At 61.8% G+C, this 22362-nt stretch carries 15 protein-coding genes; 8 read left to right on the top strand and 7 right to left on the bottom strand.

What is annotated here, in order from left to right:
• The first annotated feature begins 34 nt into the window (after positions 1-34).
• The 3 genes from OGI63_RS12780 to OGI63_RS12770 all read left to right on the top strand — a co-directional run bounded on the left by OGI63_RS12780 (position 35) and on the right by OGI63_RS12770 (position 4025).
• Positions 35-1948, top strand: a complete 1914-nt coding sequence (locus OGI63_RS12780; RefSeq protein ID WP_011743642.1) for a glycoside hydrolase family 32 protein — start codon at positions 35-37, stop codon at positions 1946-1948.
• Between the two features lie 373 nt (positions 1949-2321).
• On the top strand, positions 2322-2594 hold the full coding sequence (locus tag OGI63_RS12775; protein WP_003806738.1) for an ACT domain-containing protein: 273 nt from the start codon (positions 2322-2324) through the stop codon (positions 2592-2594).
• A gap of 66 nt (positions 2595-2660) precedes the next feature.
• Complete coding sequence (locus OGI63_RS12770; RefSeq protein ID WP_011743641.1) at positions 2661-4025, top strand: PFL family protein; 1365 nt, start codon at positions 2661-2663, stop codon at positions 4023-4025.
• A gap of 68 nt (positions 4026-4093) precedes the next feature.
• Here the strand turns inward: OGI63_RS12770 and OGI63_RS12765 are convergent, their stop codons facing one another.
• Positions 4094-4777, bottom strand: a complete 684-nt coding sequence (locus tag OGI63_RS12765) for a tRNA (cytidine(34)-2'-O)-methyltransferase (RefSeq protein ID WP_080505103.1) — start codon at positions 4775-4777, stop codon at positions 4094-4096.
• Between the two features lie 20 nt (positions 4778-4797).
• On the opposite strand from OGI63_RS12765, the gene OGI63_RS12760 reads away from it, so the two are divergent.
• From OGI63_RS12760 to OGI63_RS12745, 4 genes are all read left to right on the top strand, one after another.
• Positions 4798-5802 (top strand): A/G-specific adenine glycosylase, encoded by a 1005-nt coding sequence (locus tag OGI63_RS12760; RefSeq protein ID WP_223895647.1) that lies wholly within the window; start codon positions 4798-4800, stop codon positions 5800-5802.
• A gap of 68 nt (positions 5803-5870) precedes the next feature.
• Positions 5871-6515 carry a hypothetical protein gene (locus OGI63_RS12755; protein ID WP_011743638.1) on the top strand — a complete coding sequence of 215 codons (645 nt, stop codon included), beginning with the start codon at positions 5871-5873 and terminating at the stop codon, positions 6513-6515.
• A gap of 161 nt (positions 6516-6676) precedes the next feature.
• Positions 6677-10237, top strand: a complete 3561-nt coding sequence (gene rpoB, locus OGI63_RS12750; protein WP_041777404.1) for a DNA-directed RNA polymerase subunit beta — start codon at positions 6677-6679, stop codon at positions 10235-10237.
• Positions 10238-10333: 96 nt separating this feature from the next.
• Positions 10334-14347, top strand: a complete 4014-nt coding sequence (locus tag OGI63_RS12745; protein ID WP_011743636.1) for a DNA-directed RNA polymerase subunit beta' — start codon at positions 10334-10336, stop codon at positions 14345-14347.
• 158 nt (positions 14348-14505) lie between these two features.
• On the opposite strand, the gene OGI63_RS12740 is transcribed toward OGI63_RS12745, so the two are convergent.
• Positions 14506-14742, bottom strand: a complete 237-nt coding sequence (locus OGI63_RS12740; RefSeq protein WP_041777403.1) for a hypothetical protein — start codon at positions 14740-14742, stop codon at positions 14506-14508.
• Between the two features lie 109 nt (positions 14743-14851).
• On the opposite strand from OGI63_RS12740, the gene OGI63_RS12735 reads away from it, so the two are divergent.
• Positions 14852-15445: an FHA domain-containing protein gene (locus tag OGI63_RS12735; protein WP_033500017.1), complete on the top strand. Its 594-nt coding sequence runs from the start codon at positions 14852-14854 to the stop codon at positions 15443-15445.
• Positions 15446-15606: 161 nt separating this feature from the next.
• On the opposite strand, the gene OGI63_RS12730 is transcribed toward OGI63_RS12735, so the two are convergent.
• The 5 genes from OGI63_RS12730 to OGI63_RS12710 are packed head-to-tail and all read right to left on the bottom strand — an operon-like array spanning position 15607 to position 22322.
• Entirely contained in the window at positions 15607-16347 is a 741-nt protein-coding gene (locus OGI63_RS12730; RefSeq protein ID WP_011743634.1) for a hypothetical protein, read from the bottom strand.
• A 30-nt stretch (positions 16348-16377) separates the two neighbouring features.
• Entirely contained in the window at positions 16378-17238 is an 861-nt protein-coding gene (locus OGI63_RS12725) for a PP2C family protein-serine/threonine phosphatase (RefSeq protein WP_011743633.1), read from the bottom strand.
• Entirely contained in the window at positions 17235-19706 is a 2472-nt protein-coding gene (locus tag OGI63_RS12720) for a DUF3488 and transglutaminase-like domain-containing protein (RefSeq protein ID WP_011743632.1), read from the bottom strand. Before OGI63_RS12720 ends, OGI63_RS12725 begins: the two co-directional genes overlap by 4 nt.
• Positions 19703-20923 (bottom strand): DUF58 domain-containing protein, encoded by a 1221-nt coding sequence (locus OGI63_RS12715; RefSeq protein ID WP_011743631.1) that lies wholly within the window; start codon positions 20921-20923, stop codon positions 19703-19705. The genes OGI63_RS12720 and OGI63_RS12715 overlap by 4 nt, the downstream gene beginning before the upstream one ends.
• Before the next feature lie 49 nt (positions 20924-20972).
• Complete coding sequence (locus OGI63_RS12710; protein ID WP_011743630.1) at positions 20973-22322, bottom strand: AAA family ATPase; 1350 nt, start codon at positions 22320-22322, stop codon at positions 20973-20975.
• Between the last annotated feature and the right edge of the window lie 40 nt (positions 22323-22362).

Raw genomic sequence — 22362 nt, 5'->3', positions numbered from 1 at the left:
CCATATTCATTTCACACGTGTAGAGGGGTCTACTATGTCGAATACCTATTCCATCTCCGTCGAAACCGGCGGCTACCGGCAGCTCGATCTGTTCGCCGAACGCTGTGGCGAGGGGAACGCCGTCGTCACCGTTGCGGACGGCAACGGCGTCGCAATCGCGGCGCACACCATGCCCATCGCCGAACGCAGGCATCATTTCTCCATTGCGGTGCCGCAGAAATCCACCGTCACCGTGGCGGCAAGCGGCCTGGTTGTACGCTTCGGCTACCTTTCCGAATGCGATGACCTGCTTGACAACGGCGTTCGCTACGTGAACATGAATCCAAGCGACACCGATTGGCCTGCACAGCCCACGCTGGAACAGATCTACAACCGTTTCGGGCGTTCGGGCGCGCATTTCGAACCGTTCGCACGTTGGATGAACGATCCGAACGGCCTGTGCCAGTTCCAAGGGCGCTACCACCTGTTCTTCCAGCTCAACCCGTATGGTTTCGGCTGGGACAATATGCATTGGGGGCACGCGGTAAGCCGTGATCTGGTGCATTGGACTCATCTGCCAGTCTTCCTGGAACCGCAGCCCGAACTGCACACCGACGAGCGTATCGTCGGCGGCGCGTTCTCCGGTTCGGCCGTGACCGTGGACGAGCATGACAATCCGGTCGCCGGCAACGAGGCAAACGCCATCCGCCTGTACCTGACCCGTCATCTGGAAACCCGCGGCGACGAATCCTCCGTCACCGAATACCAGACCACCTGCCTGTGCGAGGACGGCGTGCATGTTCGCGTGGAATCGCCGGTGGCGCTGCGTGCGAATGACGATTTTGGCTATGACTTCCGTGATCCGAAGGTTGAATGCGGCATGGGCGGCGAGGCGCTCGACCCGGATCGTGCCTATATGGTAACCGCCACCAATCTGCCGGTATCGGAATTTGGCGCAGACGCCGCCGATAGTGCGGTTCCCGGCATCAGCACCCAGAATACCGGTGGCTGGTTCACTTATTCTCCTCAGGGCAAGCCGGGGGTCGACCAGCCGAACAACGCCACCGTTCCCGCCATGACGTTGTTCTCCGCGAAGAAGCCGCTCAAGCGTAACGTGACATGGCGCTACGAAGGGCCGGTGCTCGCCGATTTCGGCCATCAGATCGCACGCACCTACGAATGCCCTGACCTGTTCCAGGTCGACGGCGTGACCGTTGCCGTCGGCGCGCTGATGCACTACCGCGACAAGCAGGGGCGTTTCCAGCAGGTGCGTTGGTATGCCGGCGACTTGGTGAACACCGATAATGGTCCGAAACTGGATGTCAAGGCCAGCGACTGGTGCGATTTCGGCACCGGATATTACGCCACGCAAAGCTTCGCCGACGATAACGGCCGTCGCATCGTATTCGGCTGGTTCACCGATTTTCCGGAGATGCGTGTCGAACAGCCGTGCCTGGCCAACGGCATGATGTCGCTGCCGCGCGAATTGCATGTGCGTGACGGCAGGCTGTACAGCAAGCCGGTGAGCGAAGTGTACCGCGAGCTGCTCGGCGAGCGTCTTGCCGTGCACGGCGATGGCGGGGATATGGTCGTTACGGCTCCCGGCAACGCATACTATGCGAACGTGCATCTGGCGGATGATGCCGATGCCATCATGGTGCTGGCGAAGGGCGTCAACCCGCAGGACGGCAGGCCGACCGAACTGCTGCTGCAGCGCACTGATGGCGTGACCCGCCTGGTGGCCAAGGGCACTGCGGTGGAGGATGTCGACTTCGACAGCGGCATCACCGATGTTCGCCAGGTGGAGGTGTTCTTCGACCGCAATGTTGTCGAAGTGTTCCTCAATGGCGGTCAGACGGCAGGAAGCATGCTGTTCCAAGGCGCTGATGGCGACGGTGAGCTTCGCATCGCGTCGTCCGGCAAGATCGATGCGGTTGATGCGCGTGCATTGAACGGTATTTGGCGCTAAGACGTAGAGCCGTATCCGGCGGCCCCGTTCCTGCGTGTTCCTTGTGACACGGCGGGTGCGGGGCCGCTGCCGTATGTGTAGGGGTATGTACGCGATATGCGCGAGATATGGGCACGATATGTGCGCTGCGTTGTAATTTGCCGGCGGATGTTGCATGTCATGCTGTGTTGCGACACGGCGCGGGTGAATCCGTGGGCGGTGACGACCTAGGTAAACGTTTGACTACTGACATGCGCGTGTGGCGTCTCACCATGTAATGCGAAAAGCGGGAGAGAGGGGTGTTTTGGCACGTGCCTTTCCTATACTTGAGGGCACGTCCGGCAATTTGCCGAGACGGCAACTGGATATTCACACCTCACGTTTAGGGAGTTCCATGAACAAGGCAATCATCACCGTCGTCGGTCAGGATACTGTCGGCATCATCGCCCGCGTCTGCACCTATCTTTCCGCGCACCAGGTCAACGTGCTCGACATCTCCCAGACCATCATCGACGGTTTCTTCAACATGATGATGATTGTGGATTATTCCAACGCGGACGAGGAATTCGGCACAGTCGTCGACGACCTCGACAAGCTCGGCGAGGAGATCGGCGTGCGCATCCGCTGCCAGCGCGAGGAGATCTTCACCAAGATGCACCGCGTCTGATCCGCGGCACACGTAAGCCATGCAAGCAACCGAAGCTACGAATCGTACCAATCGTAAGGAAAAACCATGCTGAATATCATGGAGGTCCACGAGACCAACAAGATGATCGAGCAGGAGAAGCTCGACGTGCGCACCATCACCATGGGCATCAGCCTGCTGGATTGCGCAGCCGACAGCGTCGACGAGGTCTGCGAGAACATCTACAACAAGATCACCACGTACGCCAAGGACCTCGTGTCCACCGGCCGGGCCATCGAACGCGATTTCGGCATCCCGATCGTCAACAAGCGCATCACCGTCACCCCGATTTCCCTGGTCGGCGCAAGCTCCTGCAAGAGCTCCGAGGACTTCGTCAAGATCGCGCACGCGCTCGACCGCGCGGCCAAGAAGGTCGGCGTCGACCTGATTGGCGGCTACTCCGCGCTCGTGTCCAAGTCCATGACCCCGGCCGAGGAGATGCTTATCCGCTCCCTGCCGCAGGCGCTTTCCGAAACGGACATCGTGTGCTCCTCCGTGAACGTGGGCTCCACCAAAACCGGCATCGACATGAACTCCGTCGAACTGCTCGGCCACATCGTCAAGGACATCGCGCACGCCACCGCAGACAATGATTCCTACGGTTGCGTGAAGTTCGTGGCGTTCTGCAACGCCCCGGACGACAACCCGTTCATGGCAGGCGGCTTCCACGGCGTGACCGAAGGCGACGCGGTCATCAACGTCGGCGTCTCCGGACCGGGCGTGGTCTCCCGCGCGCTCGACGAGGCCAAGGGCAAGGACTTCGAGTTCCTGTGCGAAACCATCAAGCGCACCGCGTTCAAGATCACGCGCGTCGGCCAGCTGGTGGCCCAGGAGGCCTCCCGCCGACTCGGCATTCCATTCGGCATCATCGACCTTTCCCTTGCGCCAACCCCGGCCGTAGGCGATTCCGTCGGCGAAGTGCTTGAAAAGATCGGCCTCGAACAGGTTGGCGCACCGGGCACCACCGCCGCGCTCGCCATGCTCAACGACCAGGTGAAGAAGGGCGGCATCATGGCGTCCTCCTATGTGGGCGGCCTGTCCGGCGCGTTCATTCCGGTCTCCGAAGACAAGAACATGATCGACGCGGCCAACAACGGCTGCCTGAAGATCGAAAAGCTCGAGGCTATGACCTGCGTATGCTCCGTCGGCCTTGACATGATCGCCATCCCCGGCGACACCACCGCGGCCACCATTTCCGGCATCATCGCCGACGAGGCGGCCATCGGCATGGTCAACCAGAAGACCACCGCCGTGCGTGTGATCCCGGTGGAAGGCAAGGGCGTAGGGGAGATGGCCAACTTCGGCGGCCTCATGGGCTACGCGCCGATCATTCCGGTGAACCAGACCAGCTGCGAGGCCTTCGTGACCCGTGGCGGCCGCATTCCGGCGCCGATCCACTCCTTCAAGAACTGACGTTCTTACGAAAGAACCCGACCTTCCTGCACGGAGGGCCGGGCTCTTTTGCGTTTGTAAAACTGTTTTTACTTACCGCCGGCAAAGTTCAACTGTCGCCAGGCTTCGTAGATGGCGATGGAGGCGCAGTTGGTGAGATTCAGGCTACGCAGCGAAGGACGCATCGGCAGACGCACCTGCTCGGCCACATGCGGGCCGGCCATGATGTCCATCGGATCGGGGATATTGCCCGGTTCCGGACCGAACAGCAGGATGTCGGTCGGCCTGTATTCGATGTCGGTGTACAGCTTGGTGGCGTGCGCGGTGAAGGCGATGATGCGCGAATCCGGCATCGATTCCACCAGATCCTCGAAATTCGGGTGCAGCACCACATGCGCCATGTCATGGTAGTCGAGCCCCGCACGGCGCAGCTTGGTATCCCGCAGATTGAAACCCAAAGGTTCCACCAGGTGCAGAATCGTTCCCGTCACGGCGCACAGGCGGATCGCGGAACCCGTGTTGCCTGGAATACGCGGGGAGTAGTAGCACAGGTGCGGGGTGGAGGTCTCCGCCTTCGCCGCGTCCTTCGCGCTCAGCATCGCGTCCACCACGGAAATCGGATTGCCGTGCGCGTCGGTCACCAGTTCGTCCGGGCCGTAATTGGACTTGCGGTACCCGTATTCGAACATCTTCTCGACCTTGGCTTCGGCCGCCTGCGTCTCGGCGTCGCGCGTTGCGCCCTGCGCGTTATCGGTATGTTCTTCGTTCGTCATAAATGCTAAGAATAGGAACGATGAACGACACGAACACCACATACGACACCGCCGTACGTGACGCCGACTTTGACGACTTTGCCGATTCCGCCACCGCCGTCACCTCCGATGCTTCCGATGCTGACGAAATCGCAACGACGCTCGCGCAATGGTGGCAGACCAACGCGCGCGACCTGCCATGGCGATTCGGCCGCACCACACCGTGGGGCGTGCTCGTTTCCGAAGTGATGAGCCAGCAGACGCAGATGGGCCGCGTCGTGCCGTATTGGACCGCATGGATGGACCGATGGCCGGACGCAGCCGCGCTCGCCGACGCCCCGAAATCCGACGTGATCACCGCATGGGGGCGGCTTGGCTATCCGCGGCGCGCCCTGCGATTGCAGGAATGCGCGCACGTCATCGCATACGATTACGCCGACGAGCTGCCGCATACGTACGACGAATTGCTTGCTCTGCCCGGCATCGGTGATTACACGGCAAGCGCGGTGCTGTCGTTCGCTTTCGGCGAACGTATCGCGGTGGTCGACACGAACATCCGCCGTGTGCTGTCACGTGCGTTCGTCGGCGTCGAATCGCTCGGCGGCAGCGCAAGTCCCGCGGAACGCGCGCTGGCGAAACGGCTGCTGCCGGACGATGATTCCGCGAAATGCCGTCGTTTCGATCGCCCGTCCGTCGTGTGGAACCAGGCCGTCATGGAACTCGGCGCGACGGTGTGCACTGCGAAATCGCCATTATGCGAAGCCTGTCCGATCGCCGGAAAATGCGCGTTCCTACGCAACGGAAGACCGGGATTGGGGCAGCGGCGTACGCGACCACGCCAACGATTCCAAGGTACGGACCGGCAGGTGCGCGGGCTGGTGCTGAACGCGCTGCGCGGCCTGCCGGATGGCGAGACGGTGCTTGATCGCAAGAGCGTCGAACGGCTGTGGAAAGACCACGTGCAGCTGGACAAATGCATCGCGTCGCTTGACGAGGACGGTCTGATCGAAATCCTGCCCGGGGGAGGGGTGCGGCTGCCGGTGTAACGTACACGGCATGCGTGGTGCGTGCGGCCGCGGTGCCGCACGGAGGATGACACGCTAGACTGGGAGCCATGGCTTACAAGACCTCCCCGCGGACCGGTAAGAAACGTACGAAACAACAGCAGGCGATGTATCGCCGCCGCCGCATCGTTTTCGGTATCGCGACGGTGCTGGTGCTGAGCTTCATCGTATTCTGCCTGTATTCGCTGACGCAGGGCGTCGTCGCTGTCAACCGCGAAATCCACCATGCCGATGTTTACGCGATCTCCCGCAAGGAGGTGCCGTCGCCGACCCAACAGCAGAAAAGCAGCGTCCCCGATTGCGACGCATCCAACGTCGCGCTGTCGCTTACTCCGGCCGCATCGAGCTTCGGTGTGGGCGGCACGATGGACTTCACCGCTTCCGTGAAATACAACGGTTCCGGCAAGGCTGGCTGTCTGATCGACGTGTCCCAGGCGGGCATGGTGCTGACGATCAAGTCGGGCAAGGACGTGGTCTGGAAATCGAACGTATGCCCCGTGGACACGGATTACCGGCTGATAGCCAAGGGCGACGAGGTCAAGCAGACGATCACTTGGCCGGGCGTGCGTTCCGGCAGCGAATGCGCCGACGCGGCGGACCTGCCGAACGTGGACCGTGGCGTGTATTCGGCCCAACTGTCGGTCAAAGGACATGCGAAAACCAAGTCGGAGCCGGTCGGCATCACAGTGGAATAAAATCTACAGGTTATGCTATTCTTATGACTTTGCGTAGATGCGTGTCATATAGCGGGCACGCTGACAAGGAAGAAGCGCCCGCGTACTAGGCATATGGTGGCCAATGAGAGCGCTTCCGGGGAAACATATCGATACGATTAGCGAGCGATAAGGAACGTCCATTGGCTGAGGCTACGACGAACACCACCACCATCATCGCACGCGCCGACCAGCATGATATTGATCTGCACAAGGCGTCGGACCGTGTGAATTTCGGCTCCATCCGCGAGCCCATTGATGTACCCTACCTGTTGGGTGTACAGACTGACAGCTTTGACTGGCTCATCGGCAACGAGCGCTGGCAGAAGCGAGTCCAGGAGGATCTGGAGAACGGCACCAACACCGTGCCCCACACCTCCGGTCTTGACGAGGTCTTCCAGGAGATCTCCCCGATCGAGAACTTCGCTCAGACCATGAGCCTGACCTTCTCCGATCCGTACTTCGAAGAACCGCGCCACACCGTGCAGGAATGCAAGGAGAAGGATTACACCTACTCCGCGCCGCTGTACGTGAACGCCGAATTCGAGAACGGCGACACCGGCGAAATCAAGTCCCAGACCGTGTTCATGGGCGATTTCCCGCTGCAGACCCCGCACGGCACCTTCATCATCGGTGGTACCGAGCGAGTGATCGTGTCCCAGCTCGTGCGTTCCCCGGGCGTGTACTTCGACCGTTCCCAGGACCGTACCTCCGATAAGGAAGTCTTCGGCGCGAAGATCATCCCGAGCCGTGGCGCATGGCTCGAGTTCGAGATCGACAAGCGCGACGTCCTCGGCGTGCGCGTGGACCGTAAGCGCAAGCAGTCCGCCATCGTGTTCCTCATGGCCATCGGCATGACCAAGGATGAAATTGCCGACGCCTTCAAGGACTACCCGCTGGTCATGGACGCTCTCGCCAAGGAGACCGTGCAGACCCAGGACGAGGCCCTGACCGACCTGTACCGCAAGATCCGTCCGGCCGACACCCCGACTCCGGAAGCCGGCAAGAACCTGCTGGACTCCTTCTACTTCAACACCAAGCGTTACGATCTGGCCCGCGTCGGCCGTTACAAGATCAACCGCAAGCTTGGTCTGGAAAAGGACGTCAACGACCGCAGCCTGTCCCGCGAGGACATCATCGCCACCATCAAGTACTTGGTCACCCTGCATGCGGGCGAGACCAAGTTCCCGGGCAAGCGCGACGGCCAGGACGTTGACCTGCGCGTGGACGTCGACGATATCGACCACTTCGGCAACCGTCGTATCCGCCAGGTCGGCGAGCTGATCCAGAACCAGCTGCGCACCGGTCTGAGCCGTATGGAGCGTGTGGTCCGCGAACGTATGACCACCCAGGATCCCGAGGCCATCACCCCGCAGTCCCTGATCAACATCCGTCCGGTGAACGCCACCATCAAGGAGTTCTTCGGAACCTCCCAGCTGTCCCAGTTCATGGATCAGAACAACCCGCTGGCTGGCGTGACCAACAAGCGTCGTCTGTCCGCTCTGGGCCCCGGTGGCCTGTCCCGCGACCGCGCCTCCATGGAAGTGCGAGACGTGCACCCGTCCCATTTCGGCCGTATGTGCCCGATCGAGTCTCCTGAAGGCCCGAACATCGGTCTGATCGGCTCCCTGGCAACCTTCGGTCGCATCAACCCGTTCGGTTTCATCGAGACCCCGTACCGCAAGGTCGTCAACGGCCACGTCACCGATGAAGTCGAGTACATGACCGCTGACCGCGATGCCGAGCACGTCATCGCCCAGGCCAACCAGGAGCTCGACGAGAACGGCAACTTCGTCAAGAAGCAGGCTCTTGCCCGAGTCGGCGAAGAGGAAGCGGTCGATGTGCCGGTCAGCTCCGTCGATTACATGGACGTCTCCCCGCGTCAGATGGTTTCCGTCGGCGCCTCCCTGATTCCGTTCCTGGAGCACGATGAGGGCCACCGAGCGCTGATGGGCACCAACATGCAGCGTCAGGCCGTGCCGCTGATCGAATCCGAGCGTCCGCTCGTGGGCACCGGCGCCGAATGGCGCGCCGCCGTCGATTCCGGCGACGTCATCCTGGCCGAGAAGCCGGGCGTGGTGACCTACGTGTCCGCCGACATCATCCGTACCATGAACGACGATGGCACCACCAGCTCCTACAAGCTGGCCAAATTCCAGCGTTCCAACCAGACCACCTGCTACAACCAGGTCCCGCTCATCCACGACGGTGAACGCGTGGAAGCCGGCACCGTGCTGGCCGATGGTCCGGCAACCCAGAAGGGCGAGATGGCACTGGGCAAGAACCTGCTCATCGCCTTCATGCCGTGGAACGGCTACAACTACGAGGATGCTGTGATCATCTCCCAGCGCCTTGTGCAGGACGACACCCTGAGCTCCATCCACATCGAGGAGTACGAGATCGATGCCCGTGAAACCAAGCTGGGCGCCGAAGAGATCACCCGCGACCTGCCGAACGTCGGCGAGGACGCGGTGGCCAACCTCGACGAGCGTGGCATCATCCGCATCGGCGCCGAAGTCGAAGCCGGCGACATCCTGGTCGGCAAGGTCACCCCGAAGGGCGAGACCGAGCTGACTCCGGAAGAGCGCCTGCTGCGCGCCATCTTCGGTGAGAAGAGCCGCGAAGTGCGTGACACCTCGCTGCGCGTGCCTCACGGCGAGACCGGCACCGTCATCGCGGTCAAGGAAATCACCCGCGAGGACGCCGAGGAAGACGGCGACGAACTGCCGAACGGCGTGAACCAGATGATTCGCGTCTACATCGCACAGCACCGTAAGATCACCCAGGGCGACAAGCTCTCCGGCCGTCACGGCAACAAGGGCGTCATCTCCCGCATCCTGCCGGAAGAGGACATGCCGTTCCTCGCCGACGGTACTCCGGTGGACATCATGCTGAACCCGCTGGGCGTGCCTTCTCGAATGAACCTTGGCCAGGTGCTGGAACTGCACCTCGGCTGGATCGCGCACGCTGGCTGGGACATCTCCCTGGATCCGGATGCCGAGGCCGCTTGGAAGAAGTACGTGCCGCAGGGCGCCGAAAAGGGCGCTCCGGGCACTCCGGTGGCCACCCCGGTGTTCGACGGCGTCCGTCCGGAAACCATCAAGGGCCTGCTCAGCTGCACCCTTCCGGACCGCGACGGCAACAAGCTCGTCGGCCCCGACGGCAAGGCGACCCTGTTCGACGGCCGTACCGGCGAACCGTTCCCGAAGCCGATCTCCGTGGGCTACATGTACATGCTGAAGCTGCACCACCTGGTCGACGACAAGATCCACGCCCGCTCCACCGGCCCGTACTCCATGATCACCCAGCAGCCGCTGGGCGGCAAGGCTCAGTTCGGTGGCCAGCGCTTCGGCGAGATGGAAGTGTGGGCCCTCGAGGCCTACGGTGCCGCCTACACGCTGCACGAAATGATGACCACCAAGTCCGATGACGTCGACGGCCGCGTGCGCGTCTACGGCGCCATCGTGAAGGGCGAGAACCTGCCGCCGGCAGGCATCCCGGAGTCCTTCAAGGTGCTGCTTAAGGAAATGCAGTCCCTGTCCCTGAATGTCGAAGTGCTCAACGCCGACGGCGTGGCTATCGACATGAAGGAAGAGGACGACGATCCGTCCACATCCTCCGATGATCTGGGCTTCAACATTGGTGCGCGTCCTGACGCTGCCGCCAAGGAAGATCAGGTTGCCGAGGAACCCGAATTCCAGTGATCGAAAGGACCGGCCGCGCTGCATGACACAGCGTGCGCCGCGGTCGGTCCCCGAACAACGTGATAAGCATTAAGAATCGATAGACAGGACAATAGAGTGCTGGACGTCAACGAATTTGACAAACTGAGGATCGGACTGGCCACCGCCGACGACATCCGCAACTGGAGCTACGGCGAGGTCAAGAAGCCGGAGACCATCAACTACCGTACCCTGAAGCCGGAGAAAGACGGCCTGTTCGGCGAGCAGATCTTCGGACCTACCCGCGACTGGGAATGCGCCTGCGGTAAGTACAAGCGCGTGCGTTTTAAGGGCATCGTCTGCGAGCGTTGTGGCGTGGAAGTCACCAAGAGCCGTGTGCGTCGTGAGCGCATGGGCCATATCGAGCTTGCCGCTCCGGTGACCCACATCTGGTTCTTCAAGGGTGTGCCGTCCCGTTTGGGCTACCTGCTGGACATCGCTCCGAAGGATCTCGAGAAGGTCATCTATTTCGCGGCCTACATGGTCACCAAGGTGGACGAAGAGCAGCGTCATCAGGACCTGCCGGACCTGCAGCAGGAGTTCGACAACGAGATCGCCAACCTCGAGAAGCGCCGCAACGCCGAAATCGAGGAGCGCGCCAAGAAGGTCGAAGCCGATTTGGCCGAGCTCGAAGCCGAAGGCGAAGCCAAGGGCTCCGCACGCGCCAAGCTACGCAACAGCGCCGAGCGTGAAATGGCCGCCATCCGTACCCGCTACGACGAGCAGATCCAGCGTCTGAGCGCCGTGTTCGACCGCTTCAAGACCCTGAAGCCGGGAGACATGGAAGGCGACGTCGACCTGTGGCGTGAGATGGAAGACCGCTACGGCGATTACTTCGAAGGCTGCATGGGCGCCGAAGCCATCAAGAAGCGTCTGCAGGACTTCGACCTCGAGGCAGCCTCCAAGCAGCTGCGCGAAGAGATCGACACGGGCACCGGCCAGCGCAAGGCCCGCGCTCTGAAGCGTCTGAAGGTCGTCAACGCGTTCCTGACCACCGGCAACAAGCCGGAGGCCATGGTGCTCGACGTGATCCCGGTCATCCCGCCGGACCTGCGCCCGATGGTGCAGCTCGACGGTGGCCGCTTCGCCACCTCCGACCTCAACGACCTCTACCGTCGTGTGATCAACCGTAACAACCGTCTGAAGCGTCTCATCGAGCTCGGCGCCCCGGAGATCATGCTCAACAACGAGAAGCGCATGCTCCAGGAAGCCGTCGACTCCCTGTTCGACAACGGCCGTCGTGGCCGTCCGGTCACCGGCGCTTCGAACCGTCCGCTCAAGTCCCTGAGCGACATGCTCAAGGGCAAGCAGGGCCGTTTCCGTCAGAACCTGCTCGGTAAGCGTGTGGATTACTCTGGCCGTTCCGTGATCGTGGTCGGCCCGTCCCTGCGCATGCACCAGTGCGGTCTGCCGAAGCCGATGGCCCTCGAGCTGTTCAAGCCGTTCGTCATCAAGCGCCTCGTGGACCAGGGCTTCGCGCAGAACATGAAGAGCGCCAAGCGCCTCGTGGACCGCGCCGACTCCGAAGTATGGGGCGTGCTCGAAGAGGTCATCTCCGAGCATCCGGTGCTCCTGAACCGTGCACCTACGCTGCACCGTCTGGGCATCCAGGCATTCGAGCCGATCCTGGTGGAAGGCAAGGCCATCCACCTGCCGCCGCTTGCCTGCGCCGCATTCAACGCCGACTTCGATGGCGATCAGATGGCAGTCCACCTGCCGCTGTCCGCCGAAGCCCAGGCTGAGGCCCGTTCCCTGATGATGGCTTCCGACAACATCCTGAAGCCGGCAGACGGCCACACCGTGACCATGCCGAGCCAGGACATGATCCTCGGTCTGTACTACCTGACCACCGTCATCGACGGCGCCAAGGGCCAGGGCCGCGTGTTCTCCTCGCTGGAAGAGGCCGAAATGGCGCTCGACAAGCACGAGATCGACATGCAGGCCAAGGTGCTCATCCGCCTTCCGCAGGACTTCGTGCTGCCGAAGGACTGGGAGCCGGGCGAGGTCAAGGTCGTCGATCCGGAACCGGGCAGCCCGGACGTGGTCAAGGAGGAGCGTTTCCATGACGGCTCCGTCCTGTTCGCCACCTCCTACGGCCGTATCCTGTTCAACGGCACCTTGCCGGTCGACTACCCGTTCGTCAACGAGCAGGCGCCGAAGAAGCGTCTGAGCAAGATCGTCGACGACATCGCGACCCGTTACTCCACCGCTCAGGTGGCCGCGACACTGGACGCCCTGAAGGATCTGGGCTTCACCCGCGCACCGTGGTCCGGCGTGTCCTTCGCGTTCTCCGACGTTATCCAGCCGCCGGAACTGGACGAGTACATCGAAAAGTACGAAGGCGAAGCCGACAAGGTTAACGAGAACTACGAAATCGGTATGCTCACCGAAGAGGAGCGTCGTCAGGAACTGGTCGACCTGTGGACCAAGTGCACCAGCGAGGTCTCCGAGGCGGTTGAGGAACACTTCGATTCCAAGAACAACCTGGCCATCATCGTGCAGTCCGGTGCACGAGGAAACATGATGCAGATCAACCAGATCGCAGGTATGCGAGGCTTGGTGGCAAACCCGAAGGGCGAGATCATTCCTCGACCGGTCAAGTCCAACTACCGTAAGGGCCTGTCCGTGCTGGAATACTTCATCTCCCAGCACGGCGCGCGTAAGGGTCTGGCCGATACCGCACTGCGTACCGCAGAGTCTGGCTACCTGACCCGTCGTCTGGTGGACGTCTCCCAGGACGTGATCGTGCGCGAGGAGGACTGCGGCACCAAGCGCGGCCTGACCATGAAGGTCGGCGAACGCGATGCCGAAGGCAACCTGCACCTGGTCAAGGCCGCCGACGGTGGCCCGTACTCCCGTCTGCTCGCGGCCGACGTCATCGACCCGGCCGACGGCGAGACCGTGCTGTATAAGGCCGGCGACGCCCTGTCCATGGACGTGCTCAACGATCTCGTTGCCCACGGTGTGGAAGAGGTCAAGGCCCGTTCCGTGCTGACCTGCGAATCCAAGCGTGGCGTGTGCGCCAAGTGCTACGGCTGGTCCCTGGCCACCAACAAGCTGGTGGACGTCGGCGAGGCCGTCGGCATCGTGGCAGCACAGTCCATCGGTGAGCCTGGTACCCAGCTGACGCTGCGTTCCTTCCACTCCGGCGGCGTCGCTTCCGCTTCCGATATCACCCAGGGTCTTCCGCGTGTCACCGAGCTTTTCGAAGCCCGTACCCCGAAGGGCGAGGCTCCGATCGCGGAGTTCGCCGGCGTGGTCAAGGTGGAAGACACCGAGCGCGGCCGTCAGGTCACCCTGAAGCCGGACGACGACTCCGTCGAGCCGATCGTCTACCCGGTGACCCGTCGTGCGCCGATGCTGGTCAAGGACGGCGACCATGTCGAAGCCGGCACCCAGCTCATCGAAGGCTCCGTCGACCCGAAGAAGATCCTGCGCATCCTCGGCCCGCGCGCCGCACAGGTGAACATCGTGGAGGAAGTGCACACCGTGTACCGCTCCCAGGGCGTGGATATCCACGACAAGCACATCGAGGTCATCGTGCACCAGATGCTGCGTCGCATCACTGTGATCGACTCCGGCGACACCGACCTGCTGCCGGGCGAACTCGTGGACAAGGCACGCTTCAAGGCCGCCAACATGGAAGCCGTGAAGAACGGTGGCAAGCCGGCCGCCGGCCGTCCGGAGCTGATGGGCATCACCAAGGCTTCGCTGGCCACCGATTCCTGGCTGTCCGCGGCCTCCTTCCAGGAGACCACCCGCGTGCTCACCGAAGCCGCCCTGAACCAGAAGGTCGATGACCTGAAGGGCCTCAAGGAGAACGTCATCATCGGTAAGCTTATCCCGGCAGGTACCGGCCTCGCCCGTTACCGCAATGCCACGGTGGAGCCCGACAAGGCCATCCGCGACACCATCTACCCGAACTTCGGTTTGGGCGGCGAAGGCACCGACAGCTCCTTCGGCGACACCGACCTGTCCGATGTGGACTTCTCCAACATCGACTTCGGCGACCTGAAGCTGGGCGATGACTTCAACCCGGATGACTTCCTGGACGACAACGGCGGCCAGACCGATCTGGGCGACACCCTGTGAGATTCCCCTCACGATAGTCGACAGACGAATCATCTGACATAGCGAAAGGCGGAACCGACCAATACCGGTCGGTTCCGCCTTTCGCTATATCTATATGTCGTGGGATTGCGAGGTTGTGGATTAATCGCGGGGGAGGGTTTCGCAGTCGTCTTTTGACGTTACTTGATCTTCTCCGAAAGCGTGGTTTCCAGATCCTTCAACGAACCGCTGAGATCGGCCTCCTTCGCGGCCTTTTGCAAATCGGACTGATCCAGGGTCGGCGAATCGATGTCGGACATCTTCGAATGAAGATCCTGAAGCTTTTCGTAATCGGCGGACCCATACTCGATATCGTTGAGATTCAGATCGGCCATCTGATCCACAATGTCCTTCTTCTTGCTGACGCTTTCCTGCATATCCGCGCCATACTCGGCATAGGACTATTTTGAGATGGAATATGCGAGCATCGTATTGCAGAATGAGTATCGTCAGACGGCATGGACGTCACCTTTCTACAATGGGAATATGAGTTTTCTACCTTACCCGCCGCCGCCCGAACCAGGGTGGTATGACGATGACGTCACGGTGATGGCGCAACCCACAGCCGAACCCGTCGACAATGCCGCCGATTCCTTGGAAACACGCGAACGGCTCGCCGCACAGAACGAATCGGACGACCACGATATGCAGGATGTTTCCGTTGCGAAGGGCGACGCTGCCGTTTCGGACGAGGACGATATCGACTGGGACGGCACCGTGCTTTCCGAAGCCTTCACCATGAAGCAGCCGAAGCACACGTACGTGCTGGACAACGAGCAGACCGGACAGCAGGTGATCGTGGATATGGGCGTGCTCCTTGGTCGCAAGCCTTCGGCCGAAGTGCCCGCCGGCGCCAAATCGGTCAAGCTGGAGGATCCGACGCGCACAATCTCACGCAACCATGCGGCGATCAGCTTCGACCAGGATGGCACGCTGTGGATAGAGGATTACGGTTCGCTCAACGGCACGTACATCATCCAAGACGATGTCGAAACCAAAGTGGAACACAAGCCGATGCAGCTGGAGGCGCCATGCACGGTGCGTATCGGCGACCAGTTCTTCCAATTCCGCAAACAGTGAGGGCGTTTGTCAGTGAAGACACGATTACGCTGACGGACTGCGTTGACGATTTGTGTTGGCAGCGTCGGCGCGGACGGTTAGCGGTAAGACGATAAGGGGTTGTCACGGAGATTCCCGCGACAACCCCTTATGTTTCAAATGGTCTGATAATCGGCGTTAGCTCACTGCTGGCGCAGACGAATGGCCGCGTTGATGGCCGAATCGTTCAACTGGCCAAGCCAGGCAAGCAATTCCGGATAGATGTACGGATTGCGCGCAAGACACGGACGAAGCTCCGACGCTTCGCTGGCGATACGGGCCATCAGCATCTGATCGGTGGTGGTCATGGCCAGTTCCGCGGTGAACCCCGCGTCTGCCGGCGATTCCTGGGCCGCGGCATACTGCTGTTCGGCATACTGCTGTTCCGGCTTGTTCTGCGGCTGGCTCGATGAATAATCGGCCACTTCGGACAAATCGGCGGGATTCATGTATGGGTCGACATACTCGGTCGAAGCCTCGTTGGACGCCGCATAGGCAGCGTCCTGACCGTATTGCTGGTTCACCGGCTGTTCCGGCTGATACTGCTGCTCCTGCTGGAACTGTTCCGCCACTGCCGGCTGATACTGCTGTTCCGGTTGGACCTGTTCGGCAACCGGTTCGGCCATTGGCTGGGCCGTCGGTTCGGCAATCAGATGCGGCTGCACGCCATTTTGCGGAACCGGCCAGCCCATCGCCACCAGCTGCTGGCGGGCGCGCTCATCGCCGAATTCGGCGACCCAACGCTTCAGACCCGGGTACGCTCGCGGATTGGCAACGACATTCGCACCGAATTCCGGATTCTCGTACGCGATTTTCGCCAGGAACATGGGATCGGCGTTCGGATCCTGCACGGCCGCCACCGCGGCATCGAAATCGACCATCATGATCTCCTTGTCTCGTGGTCTGTAACCATCTTATTGAATGACTCGTAACGTTTGCAACGTACCGTCCAGCACATCGTCGATATCCTCGTCATCGCCGATCTTGCTGACGTTCCAATCCTTGTCGCACGGCATATCGGAACGCATATCCACCACGATGACGGTGATGTTGTCGCGGCCACCGGCGTTCAGCGCGGCGCGTACCAACATGTCCGCGGCCATCTGCGGGTCGGCGTACGCCGCCGCGATCTCGGCAAGCTGCTCACGGCCGATCTGCGCATGCAGCCCATCGGAACAGATGATGAACCGTCCGTCCGCATGCGCGGCGTACCAGTCAGGCTGGATGCCGGCAGGCGCGCCGACACATTGCGTGATGATGTTGCGCGGAATGCAACGGCTCGCCTCATCGGGCAGCATCTGCCCCGAATCGATGGCGTTCTGCCGTTCCGAATGGTCGCGGGTGATGCACGTCAGCGAATCCGCCAGCCACGCGCCATTGCCGTCGGCGCGCATATGGTACGTGCGGGAATCGCCCACATTGACGATGTAACACCGTTCGTCGGAACATATCGCGTCATCGCCGACACGCGTCGGCAGCAGCACGCCGCTGATGGTAGTGCCCGCAACGCCGCCGAGCTGCTCACCCAGACGGAGCACCTCCTGCTGGGCAAGGATCAGCGTTTCTTCAATCGCGTCAAGATCGCGCGTCGGCAGTTCGGCCAAACGCGCGAACCGTTCCGCAACATCGGAACTGGCCTGCTTGCCGCCCTTGCCGCCACCCATGCCGTCGCACACCACATACACGCCGTTGCCTGCGCAGGCGCTGTCCTGGTTGTCTTTCCTACGCAAGCCGATATTGCTGTTCAGGCCGACCTCAATATGTTTGACGTTCATGAGTCCCGCCCTTTCACACCGATTTTCCGCAAGCGGATTTTCCGGAAGTGGAACACGTCCGCAAGCGATAGTTTCGCCCGCCACCTGCGGAACGTCGGCAGCGAGCCGAGCATGAACTTTCGTTCTTCGGCGATGTCATGCCAGTAGCGTTCCGCATGCTCCTGCGTGACATCGCCTCCGGAGAAGGCCGCGTAATCAGCCTCCCTGCCCAGCGCGAGCAGTGTATCGGCTTCGAAGCCCATCTGTTCGGCGATGGCCTGCGCCTGCTCGTTTCTGGTGCCTTGGACGTCAAGGCCGCTTTGCCGGGCAAGCGCCGCGACCGCCTGCCATCCGGCAGCGACGCGTTGCGATGCGCTGCCATGCCTGCGCGCCCGAGCCAGGGCGATCGCCTTGATGGCGAGCAGCAGGCCGCAGACGATGAGCACCGTCCACAGAGGGCTGCCGTAGATGGCGACTTTTCTGACGATTCTGCCGAAACGCTGCCAGAACAGGCTCGTCGGCGTCTCGTCGGCCATGCTGCCGCCAAGCGACGTTTTGCCCTTGGCTTGGTTGTCGTCACGCAGCGGATCGGTAAGCGGCACCGGAGGCTGACGCACCAAGGTCTGCGGATTGGGCGGAGTGAGATTCTGGTTCTCGTCGGGAACCTTCGTTTCCTTCGGTGTCGGGTAGAACGCCACCCATCCGTAACCGTCCAGCTTGATCTCCACCCAAGCGGTCACATCGTTGCCGGTGAATTTCGTGGTGGTGGTTTTGCCATGCTTCTCGGTGCGGCTGTCGCTGATCTCGCCCTCGTCGTTCTTCGGCAGGAAGCCCAGCACCACGCGGCTCGGCAAGCCGAGACTGCGGGCCATAAGCGCCATCGCGGAAGCGTATTGCTCGCTGTCTCCGACCATCGCACTGCCGGCGAGCAGCTGGTCGATGCGATAGTTGCCGTGACCGGCCCTGGACGGGTAATCGCCATTCAAACCATGGGAGAACCAGCCGGATTCCCTGAGCTTGTCGGCAAGAGACTGCGCGGCCTCGCCGCCCTTGGACTGGCCGCCCGCAATCGCGGTGGCCAGCTTATCCACGCAATCGGGCACATCCTCCGCCTTGGGCTGGCTGATGGAGGAAGCATTCGCCTTGGCGATCTCCTTATTCGTCGGCGTCCGTGGAATGACGCCGGTTTCCGTATAGGACAATCCCGGAGAGGTGCGCGAAGGGTAGATCGCCGACATAGTGTCGGTGTTGTAGTAGAACGAATCGGCGTCCGACGATGTGGCGAACTTCACGCTGGAAGCCGCGCCGGCCATCGGCAGCCAATAGTCGCTCAAACCGTCATCGACCGTGAATTTCGCGGTGAACCGCTTGCCGGTGGCGTTGTTTGCAATGGAATCGCCCACACGATGGTAGTTGGAGGAATCCGAAGCCATGGTGGAATCGGACAGGTTCCACACATTGCCGTCGAAACGGTCCATAACCGCCAAACGCACCGTGGAACCGGCCGGCAGATCGTCGACGGTCAGCAGCACATCGTCCTTATGGTTCTTGATATACGAACGCATGCCGCTCAACGGGCTGGTGTAATCGTACGGGCTCAGCGGCGGATCATAATGGTCGCGCAGAATGGTGCGGTTTTGCCCGACCACCAAGCATCCGCCGATCGCCACAGCCGAAGCCAGCAGCACGATGACTACGGAACTGAGCCAACGGCCCAATTCCAACAGTTTCCAACGCGCGCTGACCCAAACCACCAGCACGACCGCCATAATCGTGCCGATCGCCATACGGTAGAAACCGCTCGACGTGCCAAGCAGCGCGCAGATCGCAAGATTCGCCACGACGGGAACGACCGCGACCATCGTAAGCCGGCCATCCTCCGCAACCGCGAAAATACCGGCCAGCAGCGCGGCCCACAGGCAGATCGTCCACACGGCGAGCAGCGAGCCGTCGCCGGTGCCGGTCGGCGGGTCGATGGCCAGCAGGTATTTGAACGAGCCGAGCATCCGCATCCACCCTTGCGTCAACGTGCGCAGTGTGGGAATGACATGGGCGATGGTGGTGCCATTCAGGAAGATGACCGGGCCGACCACCAGCTGCGCACACGCCATGAACAGCATCTGCCACCACAGGCGCAACGCGGGAACGAGACCGGCAAGCGCCACGAGCGAGCCGATGATGGTGGCGGGGATTGCGGCGCTCGTCCAAGACAGGGCGGAGCCGTATACGTCGATGAGGTTGCTGGCTGCGGCGATGGTCAGCAGGGCGGCGACCGTGAGGCTTGCGTATTGCGCGGCGTGTGGCTGGTTGGTGTTGGGCATGGCTGGGGACTTGCCGCTGCGGGACATCCAGATGACGGAGTGGGTGGAGTCCGCCCATGAGCCGGTGCCTGTGCCGGTCGCCATGCCAGTGTTGGTGTTGGCGGAGTTGGTGCCTGTGCCGGTGAGGTTGCCGGTGAAATTGTCGGTGTTGGTGAATGTGGTGCTCATGCCAGCACCCCCATGATCATGGGGAGGTCGTTGAGGTCTCCCACGGTTGCCAAGGTGAAGTCGGAGTAGCGTTTGATGGCGCGCGGTTGGCCGGTTGCGGCTTGAAGCACCACGCAGGTTGCGGAGCGGGGGAGTGCGAGGACCATGTGTTTGATGTCGTCGATGGTTTTGAGCCTGCCGACGGTGAAGAAGTAGAAGGATGCGTCGGGGGCATGTTCGAGAGTGGTTTGCGCGAGGTTGGGATTGTCGTCGATGTCAGGGTCGATGCCGCTGCAGCCATCGAGAAATTCCGTGGCGTTGCGCGGAATGGCGTGCGTGGAACCGGCATGCGCGGTGACTGGCCGGTTCTGCTGCAGGCATTGCACGCCGATGGAGGCGTGGACGGATACGGCCAGTTCGAATTCCTGGGAATCGATGTAATCATCCGGGTTCACGCTGATGGTCAGAGCGGTGTCGGTACGGCGGGTGGCTTCGTATTGGCGGATCATAAGCGATCCGGTTTTCGCGGAGCTGAGCCAATGCACGTTGCGCACGTCATCGCCGGGCTCGTATTCGCGCAGGCCGTAGAAGTCGAGGTCGTCGTCGACGATTTCGCCGCTTGGCTGACCTTCCAAATCGCGTGGAATGCCGGCGTTCAGGGTGCTGAGCAGCACGGTCTGCGGATGAATGAACACGTTGATCTGGTCCACGAGTTTCTTTTCGTGGCGGATCAGACCGAACGGGTCGCCTTTGCGGATGGATAGCGGGCCGATGGGCAGCACCGCACGGCTGACGGCGGTGAATTCCACAGTCGTCTGGCGTGACTGGCCTGCGGCGAGCATGGGAATGGCGAACCGTTCGTGGTTGTCTCCGATGGGCAGGTCGCCGCGCGCCGACGTGGTGGGGGTGCGGCCCGGATTGTCCACGCAGACGTCGACTTTCACCGTGTCTGACACCGTGACGCGTCTGCTGGACACGTCGATGGTGGCTTGGAACGAGGTGTTGCCAAGGGAAAGCATGACCGCCGCGGCCAGCATGACCGCGAACACCACCGCCATGGCCAGCAGCTCATGCCATCCCAGCAGGACGAACGCCACCAGCGAGGCGACGGCGAGCGCCGTCACCGCCCAGCCAAGCGGCGACACGTATGAGGTGGCCAGTCGCTTGATGCGATGTTTGAGGCGGCGTAGGGATCGTTGGATGGTCCGTCTGCGCTGCACTGTGTGCGAATGCCGCATTCCTTGACCTTTCGGATTGTGTGGTGCGTATGCCGGGGTGGATTGTGTTTCAGGCGTTGGCGCCCAGGGTTGGGGCCGGCACGTCTTCGAGGATCTGGCCGATCATCTGTTCGGGGGTGTTTCCGGCGAAGGTGGCTTCGGCGGTGAGGGTGATGCGGTGCGCGAGCACGGGTACGGCGAGGTTTTTGACGTCGTCGGGCACTACGTAGCCGCGGTTGTCGGAGGCGGCCCATACGCGCGCGCAGCGGGTCAAGGCGAGCGCGCCTCGCATGGAGGAGCCGACTTGGATGCGTTCGTTGTGGCGGGTGGCTTCCACCAGTCGCACGATGTATTCGAGGATCGCGTCGTCGAGATGCACGGTTTCGCTGATGTTGCGCATGCGCAGCACGTCTTCGCCGGTGAGCACCGGATGCACGGTGGCGGCGCGGTCGGTGACGTTGACCTGTTTCAGGATGTTGACGCTCACGTCGTGGCTTGGATAGCCGATGGTGGTTTTGATGAGGAAACGGTCCATCTGCGCTTCCGGCAGCTTGTAGGTGCCGAGCTGTTCGATCGGGTTCTGGGTGGCGATGACCATGAACGGCTGCGGCACCGGGTGGGTGACGCCGTCGACGGTGACCTTCTGCTCTTCCATGACTTCGAGCAGTGCGGACTGTGTTTTCGGTGAGGCGCGGTTGATTTCGTCGGCGAGCACGATGGACGCGAAGATCGGGCCTTCGCGGTATTCGAATTCGCCGCGCTTCTGGTCGTAGTAGGTGACGCCGACCACGTCGGACGGCAGCAGGTCCGGGGTGAACTGGATACGTTTGAACGACATGTCGATGGAGTTGGCAAGGCCTCGCGCCAGCTGGGTTTTGCCGGTGCCCGGGTTGTCTTCGAGCAGGATGTGCCCGCCGACCACCATGGCTGTGGCGCATTGGCGGATGGGTGCTTCCTTGCCGACCACGACCTGGGAGACGTTGTCTACGAGCTTGGCGAACTTCTCATGGAATTCGGTGATGTCTTTGCTGGGTGCGGTCATCATGGACGTGTCGATGACCGGCTGGGATTGTTTGACGGGCTGTACAGGCTGGCTGGGCTGGACGGGTTGGGTTGGCTGGACGGGCTGCTGCGCGGGCATTGCGACTGCCGGATTGGCGGCCGGTTGGCGAAGGTTCTGCGGCATCGGCTGACGGAACCGCGGCTGGTTCGGCGTTGCCGGGGCGGACTGTTGCGGCAACGCCGGTTGGGTGGTGCCGTGCGCGCTCAGCAGCGTGCCCTCCGGATCCTCATCGGCTTGCGGCTGCTCCGGCAGATTCGGCGTGTGGAACGCCGGCTGCTGCTGGCCGGGTTGGCTGGGAACGCTTGGATTATGGCCGATGGAACCCAGCTGGGTGGCGTCATCGAAATCGTTGCTCATGGGTTGCTCCTTGCTTGTTGTGTTGCTCGTGTGGATGGTT

The sequence above is a fragment of the Bifidobacterium sp. KRGSERBCFTRI genome, assembly GCF_025908335.1.
This window is presented reverse-complemented; position numbering and strand designations above follow the sequence as displayed.